This is a genomic window from Streptomyces sp. NPDC090021 (assembly GCF_044748225.1).
In the GTDB taxonomy this organism is placed as follows: domain Bacteria; phylum Actinomycetota; class Actinomycetes; order Streptomycetales; family Streptomycetaceae; genus Streptomyces.
Map to the genome: position 1 here is coordinate 17,427 of NZ_JBIVFO010000044.1, position 16,875 is coordinate 34,301.

Genomic DNA, 16,875 nt, shown 5'->3' on the forward strand with positions numbered 1-16,875 from the left:
AGTAAAGCAGACGCATCCCCTCACCGATCAAAGTTGTCCGGATAGCGGACGCGATTCGGTCGCATAACGGACAAGACCGGTCAGCGGCCGAGGCTCGTCCCACCCCGTCGACCTCCTCCCTGACCTGCGCCGACGCCACCCTGCGACCCCGCGTCCGAAGGTCACCGCGGGGGCCGCCCACGAGGTCCGCTGTGGTCAAGACCACTGCCCCGGGCGGCCCGGGAGCGGGCCGTGGCGCGGGCCGCGCGGACCGCGTCCCCCGGCCGCCGTACGGGAAGGGGCGCGCGCATCGGGTCTTTCGGCCCGTAATACCCTCGCTGCATGCTCGACGCCCTGACGGTCGCCATCGGCGTGGCCGCACTCGCCCTCGCCGCCTGGTGCGGATATGCCGCGCTGCGGGACCAGCCGACCAAGGACTGGCACTTCATCGGCATGGCCGTGGTGACCGTACTGGTCCTGGCCCAGCTGGTGATCGGCCTGGTCCAGCTGGCCAGGGGCGAGAAGCCCGACGAGGGCTCGGTGATCTTCGTGGCCTACCTGCTCGGCGCGTTCGCCGCGGTACCGGCCGCCGGACTGCTCTCGCTGACCGAGCGGACCAAGTGGGGATCCGTGACCGTGGCCGCCGGCGCGGTGGTCCTCGCCGTCCTCGAAGTACGGCTCTACGACATCTGGGGAACCACCGGTGCCTGACGCTGACACGACGACCGCCACTCCCGCCGGGCGCAAGCGGCTGGTCTCGGGGCCCGGGCTGCTGCTGGTGTGGCTGTACGGGGTGATGGTGGTGGGCGCGGTCTCGCGCTCGGCCTTCCAGATCTCGACCGAGTTCGACCGGGCGCCGCTGGCCTACTCGCTGTCCGCAGTGGCGGCGCTGGCCTACGCGTTCATCACGTACTCCCTGGTGCGCGGCGGCGAGACGGCGCGCAGGGCGGCGCTGGTGTGCTGCGCCGTGGAGCTCACGGGCGTACTGGCGGTGGGCACGTGGACCCTGCTGCGCCCGGAGTCCTTCCCCGACACGACCGTCTGGTCGCAGTTCGGGATGGGCTACCTGTTCATCCCGGTGATCCTGCCGATCACCGGGATGCTCTGGCTGCGCAGGCGCTGAGCCGGCTCGGGGGCCGAGCGGCTCAGGCGCTGACCGTGAAGTCGGTCGGGTCCTTGGCTTCCTTCTCCAGGACCACCAGCTGCACGCCGTCGGACGCCGTGCGCCCGCCGACCTTGACGTAACCGGCCTTGCGGTAGAGACGCAGGTTGGACTCGCTCTTGTGACCGGTGTGCAGACGGAAGCGGGTGGCGGTGCCCGGGCCCGCCAGGGCCTCCTCCACGGCGCGCAACAGGCGCGCCCCGAGCCCGTGGCCCTGCAGACGCGGGTGCACGCAGAGCTTGGCGATCTTGGCGGTGCCCTCCTCGTCCACGCTGCCGCGGACGGTGCCGACGATCTCGTCGCCGAGGCGGGCGACCAGGACGGTGTCCGTCGCCAGCTCGCCCTTCAGGGAGTCCAGGGACTGGGTGAGCGGCTGGATGAGGTAGTTGCCGTACAGCTCGGCCTCGCGCTGGAAGGCCAGGTACTGCAGTTTGAAGATCTGCTCGGCGTCCTCGGCGACCGCCGCCGAAATGGTCACGCTCATGCCCATGTGCGCATGCCTCCAGCTCACCTGGTAGCCCGTTGGTCTACCGCTCCCTTCCCCGAAGGCCAGGAGCCGCAACCTCTGCCGCGAGCATTCTGCGCAGACATCCCAGGCAACGGGAACGCACGGGCCCTAAACTTCCTTGTGAGATTCCCAACTCTCCTGCGATTTCACGGTATGTGAGGTCTCTGGGCGAAAGAAGTGCCCGCATCAGCTCGGGACAGCGCCCGGGCAACCGGGCGACGGCCGATCGGAGTGCGCGGTTCTCCTCCCCGTGCAGCAGGGCGTCTTCGGGCGCGGGCCCGGTGGCGACGCCGGTCCGCGGGCCGCCGTCGGTGAAGCGGCGGTGGCGGGCGTCCGCGGAGGTGCGGCGGTGGTCGTAGGGGACCTCGCGCCTCGCCCGGCGCCGGGCGAGCCGGGCCTCGGCCCGTACCGCACGGCGCAGCCAGCGGGCCGGCTCGGCCGGGTCGGCGGGATCGGGGGCGCGCCGGCCGCTCTCCAGCAGCCTGACCCAGACGGCCTGTTCGAGGTCGGCCGCGTCCATTCCGGCGGCCGGGGCCTCCGCCGCCGCCTCCGCGGAGAGCAGCGGGCCCAGTTCGTTCACGAGCTCGGGGTCCTTCAGCAGGTCCATGCCGAGCGTGACGAGTGGGCCGGGCCCGGCGGTTTCCCCGCCCGGCGCGGCCCACTCGTTCGGGAAGCGGCGCTCAGTGGTTGACGGGGCGTCGGCCCGGGCGGAAGGCCTCGGCCGCGAGCAGTCCGGTGTCCGGGTTGTCAGTGAAGATCCCGTCGATGCCCTGCTCGAAGTAGGTGCGGAAGGCGCCGAGGGCGTCCCCGTACGCGGCCGGATCGGTGCCCCTGCGGTACTCGGCGGGCAGGAAGCTGTTCTCGTTGCGCGCGGTGTAGGGGTGCAGCAGCAGGCCGCGGGCGTGGGCGTCCTTCACCAGGGTGGTGGGGGCGCCGAGCCGGCCGGCGGCGTCACGCGGGAGGATCAGGTCCATGGTGGGGCCGATGCCCTGGGCGAAGCCGGCGATCCACTTGAGGCCCTCGGGCTTGACCAGGTCGGCGACAGTGCGCGGGTCCCCCGCCTGTTCGAAGTCCCAGGGGCGGGTGCCCGCGGTGGAGAGCAGGACCACGCGGGGCGCGGAGACCAGCCGGGAGAGCCGCTGGATGCTGGAGGGCTCGAAGGACTGGAGGAAGACGGCGGCGTCCCGGCCGTCGCGGCGGTACCGGCGCAGCAGCCGGGCGAGGGGCTCCTCCAGGCCGAGGCCCAGGCTCCGGAAGTAGCTGGGGTGCTTGGTCTCGACGTGCAGCCAGACCCTCTCCCCGCGCCGCCTGCCCTCACGGTCGGCCCAGCGGAGCACCTCTTCGAAGGTGGGGACCGCCCACTGGCCGTCGTAGAGCGTGTTGCGCTGGCGGACGGCGGGGATACGTTCCTTCGCGCGCAGGGTCTTCAGCTCGGCGAGGGTGAAGTCCTCGGTGAACCAGCCGGTGACCTGGACCCCGTCGACGGACTTGGTGGTGCGCCGGGAGGCGAACTCGCGATGGTCGGCGACGTCGGTGGTCCCGCCGATCTCGTTCTCGTGGCGGCACACCAGGTGGCCGTCCCGGGTGGGCACCAGGTCCTGCTCGACGACGTCCGCGCCCAGGTCGAGGGCCAGCTGATAGGAGCCGAGCGTGTGCTCGGGCCGGTAGCCGCTGGCGCCGCGGTGGCCGATGACCGTGGGGTACGGCAGGCCCCGGAAGCCGCCGCCGTGCCCGCCGCCCGCCGAGGGCACCGAGGAGGTGCCCGCCGCGGACGCCGTTCCCGCCGCGAGACCGGTGATCCCCGTCCCCGCCGCCAGGACCGCCGCCCCCAGGACCGTGCGCCGCGCTGCCCCACCCTGCGTCATGACTGCCACTCCTCGTCGTGAAGGCCGTACGGCCGTAGCCGTGAAGGGCCGTAGCCGTGAAAGCCGTGATCGGCGTGCCGATGGTAGGCAGAGGGGGGTGGCCGCAGGGGGTGCCGCGGAGGCACAGCCGGGTAACTTGGCGAAAACGCGCGTCAACATTGCGTATCCGACACGTGAACCCGATGTGCGCTCGGAGCTGACCCGCGAGTATCGTCCTCACCTGCGCTACTGCCGAGTGGTGGGTGCGCGAGCCGCTTTTCGATGCCGGAGGGGCCCACGTTGTTCCGTACGAAGCTCATCAAAGCCACTGTCGGACCGGTCATGCGCACGATGTTCCGCACCCGCGTGGAGGGCGTCGAAAACATCCCCGGCTCCGGGCCGGTGATTCTGGCGGGCAACCACCTCACCTTCATCGACTCCATGATCCTGCCGCTGGTGTGCGACCGCACGGTCCACTTCATCGGCAAGGACGAGTACGTGACCGGCAAGGGGCTCAAGGGCCGGCTCATGGCGTGGTTCTTCACCGGCTCCGGCATGATCCCCGTCGACCGTGACGGCGCCAACGGCGGGGTCGCGGCCCTGATGACCGGCCGCAGGATCCTCGAAGAGGGCAAGATCTTCGGCATCTACCCCGAGGGTACCCGCTCCCCCGACGGCCGGCTCTACCGCGGCCGCACCGGCATCGCCCGCCTCACCCTGATGACCGGCGCCCCCGTGGTGCCGTTCGCGATGATCGGCACCGACAAGCTCCAGCCCGGCGGCGCCGGCATGCCGCGCCCGGGCCGGGTCACCGTCCGCTTCGGCGAGCCGATGGAGTTCTCCCGCTACGAGGGAATGGACCGCGACCGCTACGTGCTGCGCGCCGTCACGGACTCGGTGATGGCCGAGGTCATGCGACTCTCGGGCCAGGAGTACGTCGACATGTACGCGACCAAGGCGAAGGCCGCCTGACCCTCGCCGTTCCCGCGGTCCTCACCGTGCTCACTGTCGCCGCAGTGACCGGCTGACGCCCGCCGCCGTCGTGGTGGCGAGGATCCAGCCGGTCACGATCAGCAGGTACGACAGCCACTGGTGCCAGCCGCTCGGCGCGAAGGCCTGTTCCTGGCCGAAACCGATGATCGGCAGCATCAGGTCGATGGTGTAGAAGACGGCGTTGAAGTCCGGAGCCTCGCCCTGTTTGAGCGGGCGGGGCTGCTCCAGCGTGAACGCGATCGCTCCCGTGAGCAGGAGCGCCGTCAGCCAGCCCGCCGCACGCAGCGGCCGGAAGCCGTAGCCGACCGTCGCGTCCTGGAGGAGCCCCCACAGGCGGGTGTGCCGGGGCAGGGTGCGGCGGTGCCGGCGCAGTTTGGCGAGCATGACCGTACGGGCCGCCTCCTCGTCGCCCGCGGTGCGGTAGGCCGCGGCCAGCTGTTCGTACGGGTACGGGAGGTACCCGGGCTCGCCGGTCTCCAGCGCGGCCAGCCGCTCCTGGGCGGGCAGGTGGGGTCCCAGTGCGCGGTAGGTCAGGCCGTCCAGGCGCAGGGGGTCCCGCCAGGTGCCCGGTCGCATGTTCAGCAGGTCGAACTGTGAGCGCCGCAGGTTCACCGTGCCCCGTACGTCCTCGCAGGCGGGCAGCCACATCTCGCCGACCGTGCAGCTGGAGGCGCGCAGGGCGACACCGCCCGGGTTGTCCAGAACGGCGTGGGCGAGGTTGAGGCGGCCGGGTATCCGCGAGCCGGTGAGGTTCAGACGGCCCTGCGTCCGGGCCCGTGCGGCGTGGAGATCGGTGCCGACCATGAGGGTCTCGGCCTGGAGGGCGGTGCCGTCCGGGGCGAGCAGGCGGGCGTTGTCGAGGCTGATCCGGCCGCCGACGACGGCGCCGTTGAGGCGGAGCTGACCGTGGACGGTCAGGTCGTTGGCGATGATGTCGGTGCCGATCTCCGCGTGGTTGAGCTGGAGCGGCGGCTCGTCCGCCTCCTCGCCCGTCGCGGGCCCGACGGTCGCGCCCTGCAGGAAGAGGCCGCCGGATATCCGGGCGCCCTGGAGCCGTACGGGGCCGCTGATGCGGCAGCAGGAGAGCCGCAGGACGACGTCGACGCGCAGGGTGGCCGCCGTGAGGCCGGGCAGGGTGGAGTAGCCGAGGACGAGGGCCTTCAGCTGGGCGCCGTACAGGAGCGGTTTACGTTCGAACCAGCAGTCGCGCATCCGGACGGGATGGTCGACCACCGCGTAGCGGAGGTCGAGCTTGCCGACGATCCTCGCGCCCTTGATCTTGAGCCCGGCGACCCGGCCCTCCACGGCGGGCGCGGCGCCCAGCAGGAGGGCGCGCAGCACCTCGGCCCGCAGGGTGCGTTCGGGCCCCCAGCCGGCCCCGTCCACGGAGCTGTCCTCGGGGTGCTCCCGGAAGTCGACTCCGTCGCCGCGCGGGAAGGCCTCCCAGACGCGGCGCTCGGCCGGGGTCAGATCGTTGATCTCCATCGCCGGGATGGTGTCCGGAGTTCGACGGACTGTCAACTCGTACCGGGAGGCCGCCCCTTGTCCGGATGCGGCGGCGGATCAGTGCTCGACGCCCTCCTGGAGCCGCTGGCCCCGGAGCAGGAACCAGGCGGCCGCGGCGGTGGCCAGCAGTACGGCCGCGCCGACGCCGGAGGCGAGGCGCAGGCCGTCGACGAAGGCCTCCTGGGCGGCGCCGACCATGTGGGCGGCGGTCTGCGGGTCCAGTGTCCTGGCGGCCTCGACGGCTCCGCCGAGCGATTCGTGCGCGGCGTCGGCCACCGGTCCGCCGACGGAGGCCGGGGCCGTGAAGCCCTGGTAGACGCCGGTGACGATGGAACCGAGCAGCGCGATGCCGAGGGCGGCGCCGAGCTCGTACGCCGTCTCGGAGACGGCGGAGGCCGATCCGGCCTGCTCCTTGGGCACGCTGGAGAGGATCACGTCGGCGGTGACGGTGAAGGAGAAGCCGGCGCCGAGGCCGACGACGAGCAGGGCCGCGCCGAGCAGCGGGTAGCCGCTCTCCTTGTGGATCACGGTCAGGACGGCCAGGGCGGCGCCGATGGCGGCGAGGCCGCCGGTGACAACGGAGCGCACCGAGTACCTGCGGGCGTACCGGCCCGCGACCAGGCCGGTGACCACCGCGCCGATGGCGGCGGGCAGTTCGGCCAGGCCGGCCTCCAGCGGGCCGCGGCCCTGGACGAGTTGGAGGAACTGGGAGAGGAAGAAGACCAGCCCGGAGAGTCCGAAGACGGTGAGCAGGTCGGCGAGGACCGCGCCGGAGAAGCCGCGGTGCCGGAAGAGCCGCATGTCGAGCAGCGGGGACGGCAGGGTGAACTGGCGGCGGACGAAGCCGTACAGCGCGGCCGAGCCGAGGACCGCGGCGACCGTGACCTCCCAGGTCATGCCGTGCGTGGCGGCTTCCTTGACGGCGTAGACCACCCCGATGACGCCGACGAGGGAGAGGCCGACGCTGAGCAGGTCCCAGGGGCCGGCGACCGGGTTCTTGGACTCGGGAAGGAGCTTGATGCCGACGAGGACGAGGGCGATCATGACGGGAAGGTTGATCAGGAAGACCGAGCCCCACCAGAAGTGCTGGAGCAGGGCTCCGCCGACGACCGGGCCGACGGCCGCGCCGGCCGAGGCGGTGGCGCCCCAGATGCCGATGGCGAGGCTGCGTTCCCTCGGGTCGGTGAAGATGTTGCGGATCAGCGCGAGGGTCGAGGGCATCAGGGTGGCACCGGCCACGCCGAGCAGGGCGCGGGCGGCGATCATCATCTCGGGGCTGGTGGCGTAGGCGTTCAGGACCGAGACGGCACCGAAGGCGGTGGCTCCGGCGAGGAGCAGCTTCTTACGGCCGATCCGGTCGCCGAGGGAGCCCATGGACACCAGGAGTCCGGCGATGACGAAGGAGTAGATGTCGCCGATCCAGAGCAGCTGGGTGCCCGACGGCTTGAGGTCTTCGCTGAGCGAGGGCGTGGCGAGGCCGAGGACCGTGGCGTCGACCGCGACGAGCAGCACGGCCAGGACGAGCACGGAGAGCGCGAGCCAGCGGCCGCGGCTCTTCTCCTCCACCCCCGTCGGACGTATCAGCTGTTCGGTACGGCTCATTTCTCCACACTCCGTCGGACGCCACCGAGCAGCAGCTCGATGATCATGTACTGGAAGTCCTTGGCGGCGACCCGGCCGTCCATGACGGCCCAGGCGCAACTGCCGATGAGGCCGTAGAGGGCCTCGGTGAGCCAGGCGGGGCTCAGGTCGATCCGGATGTCGCCCTCTTCCTGGCCGCGCCGGAACAGGGCGATGACGCGGGCGTCGAGCCGGGCCCAGCCCTCGTTGACCTCGTCGCCCTCGAACAGCTGGTTCTCGGTGACGAGGAAGGCCAGCAGCTCGGCGTTGGGTTCGGCCTCGGCGACGAGGCGCCGGAGCGCCTCCACCGCGGTGCCCTCGTCGAGGCGGGCATTGTCGAACGCCACCTCGAACTCGCGGATGCCGAGGTCTTCGAGGGCGCGTACGAGGGCGTCGCGTCCGGCGAAGTGCCGGTGGAGGGTGGCGCGGCCGATTCCGGCGGCACGGGCGACCTCGTCCATCGTGGCGGTCGATTTGCGGGAGAGCAGGGCGGCCGCGTCGCGGAGCACCTGGTCACGATCCATGGCCATGAGACAAGCATACCCCGATTGAGACACCCACGTCTCACCCTAGGGAAAATGGCCTGCCCCCGGGCGGCCGGAACGGAATCCTGCCGAGATGAAGCCACTGCTGCTGATCGACGTCGACGGACCCCTGAACCCCTACGCATCACCACCCGCACGCTCCGGGCCGATGCCGACCACCCCCCGGACACACCGCGGGGGCGGCCGGAGCGCAGTGCTCCGGCCGCCCCCGTGGGCATTCCGCCGCGTGCGGACGTACAGGCCCGGACCCGGGTCGGCGGGCGTGCGGGCCGCAGGGCGGCGGTGGTGAAGGGGGACCGCTACTGCTTGTGTACGGCCCAGGCGTGCTGGATGACGAGATCGGCCTTCAGCTCGGTGAGCTGGACCGCGACCGCCGAGGGGGCGGTGCCGCCGCGGCCCTTGCGGGAGGCGAGCGCGCCCTTGACGTTGAGGACGGTGCGGACCTCGGGGGTCAGGTGCTCCGAGATCTTCGCGAACTGCTCGTCGGTGAGCTCGTCCAGCTCGATGCCGAGCCCCTCGCACTCCTTGACGCAACTGCCGGCCACCTCGTGCGCCACCCGGAACGGGACGCCCTGCTTGACCAGCCACTCCGCGATGTCGGTGGCGAGGGAGAAGCCGGCCGGGGCCAGCTCCTCCATCCGCTCCCGGTTGACGGTGAGCGTGGCCATCATGCCGGTGAAGGCCGGCAGCAGGACCTCAAGGGTGTCGCAGGAGTCGAAGACCGGCTCCTTGTCCTCCTGGAGGTCCCGGTTGTAGGCCAGGGGCAGCGCCTTGAGGGTGGCGAGCAGGCCCGTCAGGTTGCCGATCAGACGGCCGGACTTGCCGCGCGCCAGCTCCGCGATGTCCGGGTTCTTCTTCTGCGGCATGATCGACGAGCCGGTGGAGAAGGCGTCGTGCAGCGTCACGAAGGAGAACTCCTTCGTGTTCCAGATGATGATCTCCTCGGCGATCCGGGACAGGTTGATCCCGATCATCGCGGTGACGAAGGCGAACTCGGCGACGAAGTCGCGCGAGGCCGTACCGTCGATCGAGTTGCCCACCGAGCCCCGCTCGAAGCCCAGCTCCGCGGCGACCGCCTCCGGGTCCAGGCCCAGCGAGGAACCGGCCAGCGCACCGGAGCCGTACGGCGAGACCGCCGTCCGCGTGTCCCACTGCCGCAGCCGCTCCGCGTCCCGGGACAGGGACTGCACGTGGGCCAGTACATGGTGCGCGAAGAGCACAGGCTGCGCGTGCTGCAGGTGGGTGCGGCCCGGCATCGCCACGTCGGCGTGGCTCTCCGCGAGCCCGACCAGCGCGTCCTGCAGGTCCGCGATCAGACCGCCGATGATCCGGGCGTGGTCGCGCAGGTACATCCGGAAGAGGGTGGCCACCTGGTCGTTGCGGGACCGGCCGGCGCGCAGCTTGCCGCCGAGCTCGGCACCGAGCCGCTCCAGCAGGCCCCGCTCCAGCGCGGTGTGTACGTCCTCGTCGGCGATGGTGCCGGTGAAGGAGCCGTCGGCGACGTCGGCCTCCAGCCGGTCCAGGCCGTCGATCATGCGCTCCAGCTCGTCGGACGTGAGCAGCCCCGCCGTGTGCAGCACGCGGGCGTGGGCGCGCGAGCCGGCGATGTCGTACGGCGCGAGGCGCCAGTCGAAGTGGACCGACGCGGACAGCTTCGCGAGGGCCTCGGCGGGACCATCGGCGAACCGGCCGCCCCAGAGCCGGACGTCACCAGCGTTGTTGCTGCTCACAGCTACTGCTCCTCAAGACTGCATGGACGGATGTGCAACGGCCTCCCCGCCGCGGAGGTAACGGGGAGGCCGTCTTCGTGCGGGCCGGGTGCCGGGATCAGGCCAGGTCGCTCGTAGGCATAACTATGCACTGCTCCGCATGTTTCGTCAATCGATGCCGACTCGCCCCCCGCACGGCCTGCCTGCACCGCGCGCGCCCCCTGCTGCACGTACCGTCGGGGACGTGCTGCGTACCGCTCTCGTCACGGGCTGCCTGATCGTCACCACCCTGCTCCCGCAGGGCTCGGGGGCCGCACCCGGGCCCCTGCCCGCCCGTCTCGCCGACACCGGCGGCGGCAGTCAGCTGATCACCGCCGTGGCGCCCGCCCCCGGCTCCACGACCGGCCGTCTGACCTGGTGGGACCGGCGGGCCGGGCGCTGGTACGAGGCCGGGAGCGCGCCCGCCCGGTTCGGGGCGGGCGGCCTCACGGAGGGCTCGACCCGTACGCAGGGCACCAGCACCACCCCGACGGGCCTGTACGCACTGCCGTACGCCTTCGGGATCCGGCGGGCGCCGGCCGGGACGGAGTACGGCTACCGGCGGGTGACCCCGGACTCCTGGTGGTGCCAGGACAACGCCTCGGCCGCCTACAACCGCTGGGTGGAGCCGCTGCCCGCGGACTGCGCGCCCGGCGAGGCCGAGCACCTGGTCACCTACGAGATGCAGTACGCGCACGCGCTGCTGATCGCCTTCAACTACGACCGGCCGGTACGCGGCCGGGGCGCCGGGATCTTCCTGCACGTCAACGGCAAGGGCGCGACGGCCGGTTGTGTCTCGGTGCCCGGGCGGGACATGCGGGCGATCCTGCGCTGGGCGGACCCGGACCGGCGGCCTCACATCGCGATCGGCACGCAGGAGGGGCCGCTCGCCGTCACCCGCTACTAGCAGGTCCGGGAGGCGTGGCGCCGGGCTCTGGTTCGTCCTCGTCGGAGGCCGGTACTCGTACGCGTCCTCCCACCGGACCTTGTCGTCCTCCAACCGGTCCAAGAGCGACAAGGACCCGGAGGAGTGGCTGCCGTCGGACGGCTCCTACCACTGCACCTACGCCGCCACCTGGGTCGGAACCAAGCCCGATGGAGCCTTGCTGCGGACGACGCCGAGCGTCAAGCCGTTTCTCAATGATCTGGATGGACCGCTTGGACGCCGGTGCCGTCGTACAGCTCGGGTTCCAGGGTGAGCAGGTAGCGGCCGGCGGGGAAGTCTGCCGAGGGGCGAGCCGCGTGGATGGCGTGGACGACCGCCCAAGGGTGCCCGGCGTGCAGGAGCTCGGTGGCGGTCAGGGCGGCGGCCGTGTCGAAGGGCTCGATCTGGATGAACCGCAACCCGTTGATATATGCGAGCAGGCCGGGCCGCCCGGTGTCGCCGGCGGTCAGGGAGAGCACGGGCGCGTAGAGCGTGCCCAGACCGCCGGAGGCTTGCACGTAGAAGGCGGCGACGGCCTCGTTGTACGGGTCCTTCGGGTCGTGGAGGGCGGTAGCGGTCGTGTGGTCCAGGACGACGGCGATCGGCCCCACTACGCGGCCGCCGAGTCCTGCCTGGCGCCCAGGCGCTCCAGGAGGCCGCGGGCCTTCGCCTCGGCCTCCTCGCTCGGGACGGTCCCCAGGACGGAGGCGAGCTCGGCACGGGCCTGCTCGGCACGCTCCGCGTACTCGGCCTGAGTCGGCCGGCCCTCGGCGAGCTCCTCGACCAGCTGCCGGATCGTTGTGCCCTGCTCGGTCGCCAGCGCGGCCAGCCGGTCGCGGGTCGCCGCGCTCACCTTGATGCTCGTCTCATCTGCCATACCTCGACTCTACTCCCAGTAGAGGACCGGCGTGAGGGTCTCCCGACCCCGCTGGCCGCGGTTGATGAGACCGCCGCTGTCTCCGCTGGTGGTACTGGTACTGGTACGGGGTACCGGTATCGGGCCTGCGCCGGTCCGGGCCTCCCCGCCGGACCGCCCGCTCAGCCCTCCTTCTGCGCCAGCCGCAGCAGGTGGTCGGCGAGGGCCTGGCCGCCCACCGGGTCCCGGCTGATCAGCATCAGGGTGTCGTCGCCGGCGATCGTGCCGAGGATCTCGCGGAGCTCGGCCTGGTCGATGGCCGAGGCGAGGAACTGCGCGGCGCCCGGCGGGGTGCGCAGGACCACGAGGTTCGCGGAGGCCTCCGCCGAGATGAGCAGTTCACCGGAGAGGCGCCGCATGCGCTCCTCCTTCGCGGACTCGCCGAGCGGGGCCTGCGGGGTGCGGAAGCCGCCCTCGCTGGGTACCGCGTAGATCAGCTCGCCGCCGGTGTTGCGGATCTTCACCGCGCCCAGCTCGTCGAGATCGCGGGAGAGCGTCGCCTGGGTGACGCTGAGCCCGTCGTCGGCGAGCAGCTTCGCCAGCTGGCTCTGCGAACGGACCGGCTGCCGGTTGAGGATGTCCACGATCCGGCGGTGACGCGCCGTGCGGGTCTGCGGGACGGCCTGCCCGCCGTGCTCGTTGTCCTGCGCCTGGCTCATCGTCGTCTCATTCTCCGGATCCGTCCCCGCCTGCTGCATCGAGAATGCCGGGCAGTGCCCGGACGAACGCGTCCGCCTCGGCCTCGGTGAGTACGTACGGGGGCATGAGCCGTACGACGTCCGGGGCGGGCGCGTTGACCAGGAAGCCGGCATCCTGGGCCGCCTGCTGCACCTCGGGTGCGAGCGGCTGGGTCAGCACGATACCCAGGAGCAGTCCGGCGCCCCGGACGTGGGATACCAGTGGGTGCCCGGAGGACTCGATTCCGGAGCGCAGCCGCTCGCCCCGCGCCTTGACCCGGTCGAGCAGGTCGTCGGCGGCGATGGTGTCGATGACGGCGAGTCCGGCGGCACAGGCGACCGGGTTCCCGCCGAAGGTGGTGCCGTGCTGGCCGGGCCGCAGCAGGTCGGCGGTGGGGCCGAAGGCGACCACGGCACCGATCGGCAGGCCGCCGCCCAGCCCCTTCGCCAGGGTGACGATGTCGGGCTCGACGCCCTCGTGCGCCTGGTGCTCGAACCACTGGCCGCAGCGGCCGATACCGGTCTGGACCTCGTCGAGGACCAGCAGCGTGCCGGTGGCCCGGGTGATCTCGCGCGCGGCGGTGAGGTACCCGGCGGGGGGTACGACGACGCCGTTCTCGCCCTGGATCGGCTCGATGACGACGAGCGCGGTCTCTTCGGTGACGGCGGCCCGCAGGGCCTCGACGTCGCCGTACGGGACGTGGGTGACGTCGCCGGGCAGGGGCAGGAAGGGCTCCTGCTTCTTCGGCTGGCCGGTGAGCGCGAGGGCGCCCATGGTCCGGCCGTGGAATCCGCCGTCGGTGGCGACCATGTGGGTCCGCCCGGTCAGCCGGCCGATCTTGAAGGCGGCCTCGACTGACTCGGCACCGGAGTTGCAGAAGAAGACCTTGCCGGGGCGGCCGAAGAGCTGGAGCAGCCGCTCGCCGAGCGCGATGACCGGCTCGGAGGCGAAGAGGTTGGAGACGTGGCCGAGCGTGGAGACCTGCTCGGTCACGGCCGTGACGATCGCCGGGTGGGCGTGGCCGAGGGCGTTGACGGCGATGCCGCCGACGAAGTCGGTGTACTGCTTGCCGTCGGCGTCCCACACCTGGGCGCCCCGGCCGCGTACGAGGGCGACGGCGGGCGTGCCGTAGTTGTCGGTCAGCGCGCCCCGCCAGCGTGCGCCGTACTCCTGGTTGCCGGTGCCCTGCGTCATGCTGCTCCCCCTGGCTGCCGGTCGGGCACGACCATCGTGCCGATGCCGGAGTCCGTGAAGATCTCCAGCAGGATCGAGTGCGGGATCCGCCCGTCGAGGACGCGGGCGGTGCCGACGCCGCCGCGCACGGCGTGCAGGCAGCCCTCCATCTTGGGGACCATGCCGCTGGACAGCTCGGGCAGCAGCTTCTCCAGCTCGCTGACGGTGAGCCGGCTGATGACCTCGTCGCTGTGCGGCCAGTCGGCGTAGAGGCCCTCGACGTCGGTGAGGACCATCAGTGTCTCGGCGCCGAGGGAGGCCGCGAGGGCCGCGGCCGCGGTGTCGGCGTTGACGTTGTAGACGTGGTGGTCGTCGGCGCTGCGGGCGATGGAGGAGATGACCGGGATCCGGCCGTCGGCCAGCAGCGCCTCGATGGCGCCGGTGTCGACGTCGGTGATCTCGCCGACCCGGCCGATGTCGATCAGCTCGCCGTCGATCTCCGGGCTGTGCTTGGTCGCGGTGATGGTGCGGGCGTCCTCGCCGGTCATGCCGACGGCGAGCGGCCCGTGCTGGTTGAGCAGCCCGACCAGTTCGCGCTGGACCTGGCCCGCCAGGACCATCCGTACGACGTCCATGGCCTCCGGAGTCGTCACGCGCAGGCCGGCTTTGAACTCGCTGACCAGGCCCTGCTTGTCGAGCTGGGCGTTGATCTGCGGTCCGCCGCCGTGCACGACGACCGGCTTGAGCCCGGCCTGGTGCAGGAAGACCACGTCCTGGGCGAAGGCGGCCTTGAGGTCCTCGTCGACCATGGCGTTGCCGCCGAACTTGATGACGACGACCTTGCCGTTGTGGCGCCGGAGCCAGGGCAGGGCCTCGATGAGGATCTGCGCCTTGGGCAGGGCGGTGTGCTTGCGGGCGGTGCCGCCGGAGGTGCCGGGCTGGCCGGCCTTGTCGTCGCTCATGAGGAGTAGGCGCTGTTCTCGTGGACGTACTCGGCGGTCAGGTCGTTGGCCCAGATGACGGCCGACTCGCCGCCGGTGGCCAGGTCCGCGGTGATGCGGACCTCGCGGTCCTTCATGGAGACCAGGTCGCGGTCCTCGCCGACCGAGCCGTTCCTGCAGACCCACACGCCGTTGATGGCGACGTTCAGCCGGTCCGGGTCGAAGGCGGCCTTGGTGGTGCCGATCGCGGACAGCACGCGGCCCCAGTTGGGGTCCTCGCCGTGGATGGCGCACTTGAGCAGGTTGTTGCGGGCGATGGAGCGGCCGACCTCGACCGCGTCGTCCTCGCTGGCCGCGCCGATGACCTCGATGCGGATGTCCTTGCTGGCGCCCTCGGCGTCGCCGATCAGCTGGCGGGCCAGGTCGTCGCACACCTTGCGGACCGCGTCGGCGAAGTCCGCGTACGCGGGGACCTCGCCGGAGGCTCCGGAGGCGAGCAGCAGCACCGTGTCGTTGGTGGACATGCAGCCGTCGGAGTCGACCCGGTCGAAGGTGGTGCGGGTCGCGGAGCGCAGCGCCCGGTCGAGGACGGCCGCGTCCACGTCGGCGTCGGTGGTGAGGACGACGAGCATGGTGGCCAGGCCCGGGGCGAGCATGCCCGCGCCCTTGGCCATGCCGCCGACCGTCCAGCCGTCCTGGGAGACGGTGGCCGTCTTGTGCACGGTGTCGGTGGTCTTGATGGCGATGGCGGCGGCCTCGCCGCCGTTCTCGGACAGGGCCGCGGCGGCGGTCTCGATGCCGGGGAGCAGCTTGTCCATGGGGAGCAGGACGCCGATCAGGCCGGTGGAGGCGACGGCGATCTCGCCGGCGTTGTGCTCGCCGCCGGGGCCGATGCCGCTGAGCGCGGCCGCGGCCTTCTCGGCGGTGGCGTGGGTGTCCTGGAAGCCCTTGGGTCCGGTGCAGGCGTTGGCTCCGCCGGAGTTGAGGACGACGGCGCTGACGGTGCCGCCGCGCAGCACCTGCTCGGACCAGTGGACGGGCGCGGCCTTGACGCGGTTGGAGGTGAAGACGCCCGCGGCGGCGAGGCGCGGCCCGTTGTTGACCACGAGGGCCAGGTCCGGGTTGCCGTTGGCCTTGATTCCGGCGGCGATGCCCGCCGCCGTGAATCCCTGTGCAGCCGTAACCGTCACGGCGCGACTCCAATCGTGGAAAGCCCGAGCTGCTCGGGCAGCCCGAGGGCGATGTTCATGCTCTGCACCGCACCGCCGGCGGTGCCCTTGGTGAGGTTGTCGATGGCGCTGACGGCGATGATCCGCTGGGCGGCCTCGTCGTGGGCGACCTGGACGTGGACGGCGTTGGAGCCGTGGACGGACTTGGTGGACGGCATCCGGCCCTCGGGCAGCAGGTGGACGAAGGGCTCGTCGGCGTACGCCTTCTCGTAGGCGGCGCGCAGCGATTCCGCGGTGGTGCCGGGGCGTGCCTTGGCCGAGCAGGTGGCGAGGATGCCGCGGGCCATGGGCACGAGGGTCGGTGTGAAGGAGACGCGGACGCGCTCGCCCGCGAGCGGGCTGAGGTTCTGCACCATCTCGGGGGTGTGCCGGTGGCCGCCGCCGACGCCGTACGGGGTGACGGAGCCCATGACCTCGGCGCCGAGCAGGTGCGGCTTGAGCGCCTTGCCCGCGCCGGAGGTGCCGGTGGCGGCGACGATCACGGCCTCGGGTTCGGCGAGCTGCGCCTGGTAGGCCGGGAAGAGCGCGAGGGAGACGGCGGTGGGGAAGCAGCCGGGGACCGCGATCCGCTTGGCGCCCTCCAGACCGGCGCGGCCGCCGGGCAGTTCGGGGAGGCCGTAGGGCCACGTCCCGGCGTGCGGGGCGCCGTAGAACCGGTCCCAGTCCGCGGCGTCCTTGAGGCGGTGGTCGGCGCCCATGTCGACGACGAGGACGTCGTCGCCGAGCCGGGCGGCGACGGCCGCGGACTGGCCGTGCGGGAGGGCGAGGAAGACGACGTCGTGACCGGCGAGGGCCTCCGGGGTGGTCGCCTCCAGGGTGCGTCCGGCGAGCGGCACGAGATGCGGCTGCAGGGAACCGAGGAGTTGTCCGGCGTTGGAGTTGCCGGTCAGCGCGCCGATCTCCACCTCGGGGTGCGAGAGCAGCAGGCGCAGGACTTCTCCGCCCGCGTACCCGCTCGCTCCGGCCACCGCTGCACGTACCACCATGGACCCTCCTCATCGATGGCATGACTATACGCATGTCCGCACGTTTATGCAATGTCGTCGATCGCTGCGGGAGGGCCGCGCTGTGACTGAGCGCACTACCTGGCACTTGAGCGCGACAGTTG

Annotated in this window: 18 protein-coding genes; 4 read left to right on the forward strand and 14 right to left on the reverse strand. The window is 71.9% G+C overall.

Annotation, left to right across the window (positions count from 1 at the left end; translation table 11 throughout):
• Positions 1-321: 321 nt before the first annotated feature.
• Positions 322-690: a hypothetical protein gene (locus ACIPXC_RS28875; RefSeq protein ID WP_046780414.1), complete on the forward strand. Its 369-nt coding sequence runs from the start codon at positions 322-324 to the stop codon at positions 688-690.
• Positions 683-1,102, forward strand: coding sequence for a hypothetical protein (locus tag ACIPXC_RS28880; protein ID WP_401623954.1), 420 nt, complete (start codon positions 683-685; stop codon positions 1,100-1,102). The genes ACIPXC_RS28875 and ACIPXC_RS28880 overlap by 8 nt, the downstream gene beginning before the upstream one ends.
• A 22-nt stretch (positions 1,103-1,124) precedes the next feature.
• Here ACIPXC_RS28880 and ACIPXC_RS28885 read toward each other — a convergent pair whose 3' ends face one another.
• The 3 genes from ACIPXC_RS28885 to ACIPXC_RS28895 form a co-directional block, all read right to left on the reverse strand.
• Positions 1,125-1,631: a GNAT family N-acetyltransferase gene (locus tag ACIPXC_RS28885; RefSeq protein WP_401623956.1), complete on the reverse strand. Its 507-nt coding sequence runs from the start codon at positions 1,629-1,631 to the stop codon at positions 1,125-1,127.
• A 37-nt stretch (positions 1,632-1,668) separates the two neighbouring features.
• A complete protein-coding gene (locus ACIPXC_RS28890) occupies positions 1,669-2,256 on the reverse strand; it encodes an RNA polymerase sigma factor (protein WP_401623958.1) in 588 nt (195 codons plus the stop codon).
• 73 nt (positions 2,257-2,329) lie between these two features.
• Positions 2,330-3,514: a glycerophosphodiester phosphodiesterase gene (locus tag ACIPXC_RS28895; RefSeq protein WP_401623960.1), complete on the reverse strand. Its 1,185-nt coding sequence runs from the start codon at positions 3,512-3,514 to the stop codon at positions 2,330-2,332.
• A 261-nt stretch (positions 3,515-3,775) separates the two neighbouring features.
• Here ACIPXC_RS28895 and ACIPXC_RS28900 point away from each other — a divergent pair, with 261 nt between their 5' ends.
• Positions 3,776-4,465: a 1-acyl-sn-glycerol-3-phosphate acyltransferase gene (locus tag ACIPXC_RS28900; protein WP_030963287.1), complete on the forward strand. Its 690-nt coding sequence runs from the start codon at positions 3,776-3,778 to the stop codon at positions 4,463-4,465.
• A 30-nt stretch (positions 4,466-4,495) separates the two neighbouring features.
• On the opposite strand, the gene ACIPXC_RS28905 is transcribed toward ACIPXC_RS28900, so the two are convergent.
• The 4 genes from ACIPXC_RS28905 to argH all read right to left on the reverse strand — a co-directional run bounded on the left by ACIPXC_RS28905 (position 4,496) and on the right by argH (position 9,887).
• Entirely contained in the window at positions 4,496-5,971 is a 1,476-nt protein-coding gene (locus ACIPXC_RS28905; protein ID WP_401623963.1) for a membrane-associated oxidoreductase, read from the reverse strand.
• Positions 5,972-6,049: 78 nt separating this feature from the next.
• Positions 6,050-7,594: an MFS transporter gene (locus ACIPXC_RS28910; RefSeq protein ID WP_401623965.1), complete on the reverse strand. Its 1,545-nt coding sequence runs from the start codon at positions 7,592-7,594 to the stop codon at positions 6,050-6,052.
• Entirely contained in the window at positions 7,591-8,142 is a 552-nt protein-coding gene (locus ACIPXC_RS28915) for a TetR/AcrR family transcriptional regulator (RefSeq protein ID WP_392575930.1), read from the reverse strand. The genes ACIPXC_RS28910 and ACIPXC_RS28915 overlap by 4 nt, the downstream gene beginning before the upstream one ends.
• A gap of 314 nt (positions 8,143-8,456) precedes the next feature.
• A complete protein-coding gene (gene argH / locus ACIPXC_RS28920) occupies positions 8,457-9,887 on the reverse strand; it encodes an argininosuccinate lyase (RefSeq protein ID WP_386461195.1) in 1,431 nt (476 codons plus the stop codon).
• A gap of 226 nt (positions 9,888-10,113) precedes the next feature.
• On the opposite strand from argH, the gene ACIPXC_RS28925 reads away from it, so the two are divergent.
• A complete protein-coding gene (locus ACIPXC_RS28925; RefSeq protein WP_401624031.1) occupies positions 10,114-10,812 on the forward strand; it encodes a L,D-transpeptidase in 699 nt (232 codons plus the stop codon).
• Positions 10,813-11,042: 230 nt separating this feature from the next.
• On the opposite strand, the gene ACIPXC_RS28930 is transcribed toward ACIPXC_RS28925, so the two are convergent.
• From ACIPXC_RS28930 to argC, 7 genes are all read right to left on the reverse strand, one after another.
• Positions 11,043-11,441, reverse strand: coding sequence for a hypothetical protein (locus ACIPXC_RS28930; RefSeq protein WP_401623967.1), 399 nt, complete (start codon positions 11,439-11,441; stop codon positions 11,043-11,045).
• Positions 11,441-11,707, reverse strand: coding sequence for a hypothetical protein (locus ACIPXC_RS28935; RefSeq protein ID WP_362635008.1), 267 nt, complete (start codon positions 11,705-11,707; stop codon positions 11,441-11,443). The genes ACIPXC_RS28930 and ACIPXC_RS28935 overlap by 1 nt, the downstream gene beginning before the upstream one ends.
• A 161-nt stretch (positions 11,708-11,868) precedes the next feature.
• On the reverse strand, positions 11,869-12,405 hold the full coding sequence (locus tag ACIPXC_RS28940; protein WP_037925941.1) for an arginine repressor: 537 nt from the start codon (positions 12,403-12,405) through the stop codon (positions 11,869-11,871).
• Between the two features lie 7 nt (positions 12,406-12,412).
• Complete coding sequence (locus ACIPXC_RS28945) at positions 12,413-13,618, reverse strand: acetylornithine transaminase (protein WP_401623970.1); 1,206 nt, start codon at positions 13,616-13,618, stop codon at positions 12,413-12,415.
• Positions 13,615-14,559, reverse strand: a complete 945-nt coding sequence (argB, locus tag ACIPXC_RS28950; protein WP_401623972.1) for an acetylglutamate kinase — start codon at positions 14,557-14,559, stop codon at positions 13,615-13,617. Before argB ends, ACIPXC_RS28945 begins: the two co-directional genes overlap by 4 nt.
• A complete protein-coding gene (gene argJ / locus ACIPXC_RS28955; protein ID WP_401623974.1) occupies positions 14,556-15,728 on the reverse strand; it encodes a bifunctional glutamate N-acetyltransferase/amino-acid acetyltransferase ArgJ in 1,173 nt (390 codons plus the stop codon). The genes argB and argJ overlap by 4 nt, the downstream gene beginning before the upstream one ends.
• On the reverse strand, positions 15,725-16,753 hold the full coding sequence (gene argC, locus ACIPXC_RS28960) for an N-acetyl-gamma-glutamyl-phosphate reductase (RefSeq protein ID WP_401623976.1): 1,029 nt from the start codon (positions 16,751-16,753) through the stop codon (positions 15,725-15,727). Before argC ends, argJ begins: the two co-directional genes overlap by 4 nt.
• Between the last annotated feature and the right edge of the window lie 122 nt (positions 16,754-16,875).

What these genes read in the sequence shown, in the direction of transcription:
- ACIPXC_RS28875 (WP_046780414.1), top strand. Translation starts at nt 322, where the DNA reads ATGCTCGACGCCCTGACGGTCGCCATCGGCGTGGCCGCACTCGCCCTC.
- ACIPXC_RS28885 (WP_401623956.1), bottom strand. Translation starts at nt 1,631, where the DNA reads ATGGGCATGAGCGTGACCATTTCGGCGGCGGTCGCCGAGGACGCCGAG.
- ACIPXC_RS28890 (WP_401623958.1), bottom strand. Translation starts at nt 2,256, where the DNA reads ATGGACCTGCTGAAGGACCCCGAGCTCGTGAACGAACTGGGCCCGCTG.
- ACIPXC_RS28895 (WP_401623960.1), bottom strand. Translation starts at nt 3,514, where the DNA reads ATGACGCAGGGTGGGGCAGCGCGGCGCACGGTCCTGGGGGCGGCGGTC.
- ACIPXC_RS28900 (WP_030963287.1), top strand. Translation starts at nt 3,776, where the DNA reads ATGCCGGAGGGGCCCACGTTGTTCCGTACGAAGCTCATCAAAGCCACT.
- ACIPXC_RS28905 (WP_401623963.1), bottom strand. Translation starts at nt 5,971, where the DNA reads ATGGAGATCAACGATCTGACCCCGGCCGAGCGCCGCGTCTGGGAGGCC.
- ACIPXC_RS28910 (WP_401623965.1), bottom strand. Translation starts at nt 7,594, where the DNA reads ATGAGCCGTACCGAACAGCTGATACGTCCGACGGGGGTGGAGGAGAAG.
- ACIPXC_RS28915 (WP_392575930.1), bottom strand. Translation starts at nt 8,142, where the DNA reads ATGGCCATGGATCGTGACCAGGTGCTCCGCGACGCGGCCGCCCTGCTC.
- ACIPXC_RS28935 (WP_362635008.1), bottom strand. Translation starts at nt 11,707, where the DNA reads ATGGCAGATGAGACGAGCATCAAGGTGAGCGCGGCGACCCGCGACCGG.
- ACIPXC_RS28940 (WP_037925941.1), bottom strand. Translation starts at nt 12,405, where the DNA reads ATGAGCCAGGCGCAGGACAACGAGCACGGCGGGCAGGCCGTCCCGCAG.
- ACIPXC_RS28945 (WP_401623970.1), bottom strand. Translation starts at nt 13,618, where the DNA reads ATGACGCAGGGCACCGGCAACCAGGAGTACGGCGCACGCTGGCGGGGC.
- argB (WP_401623972.1), bottom strand. Translation starts at nt 14,559, where the DNA reads ATGAGCGACGACAAGGCCGGCCAGCCCGGCACCTCCGGCGGCACCGCC.
- argC (WP_401623976.1), bottom strand. Translation starts at nt 16,753, where the DNA reads ATGGTGGTACGTGCAGCGGTGGCCGGAGCGAGCGGGTACGCGGGCGGA.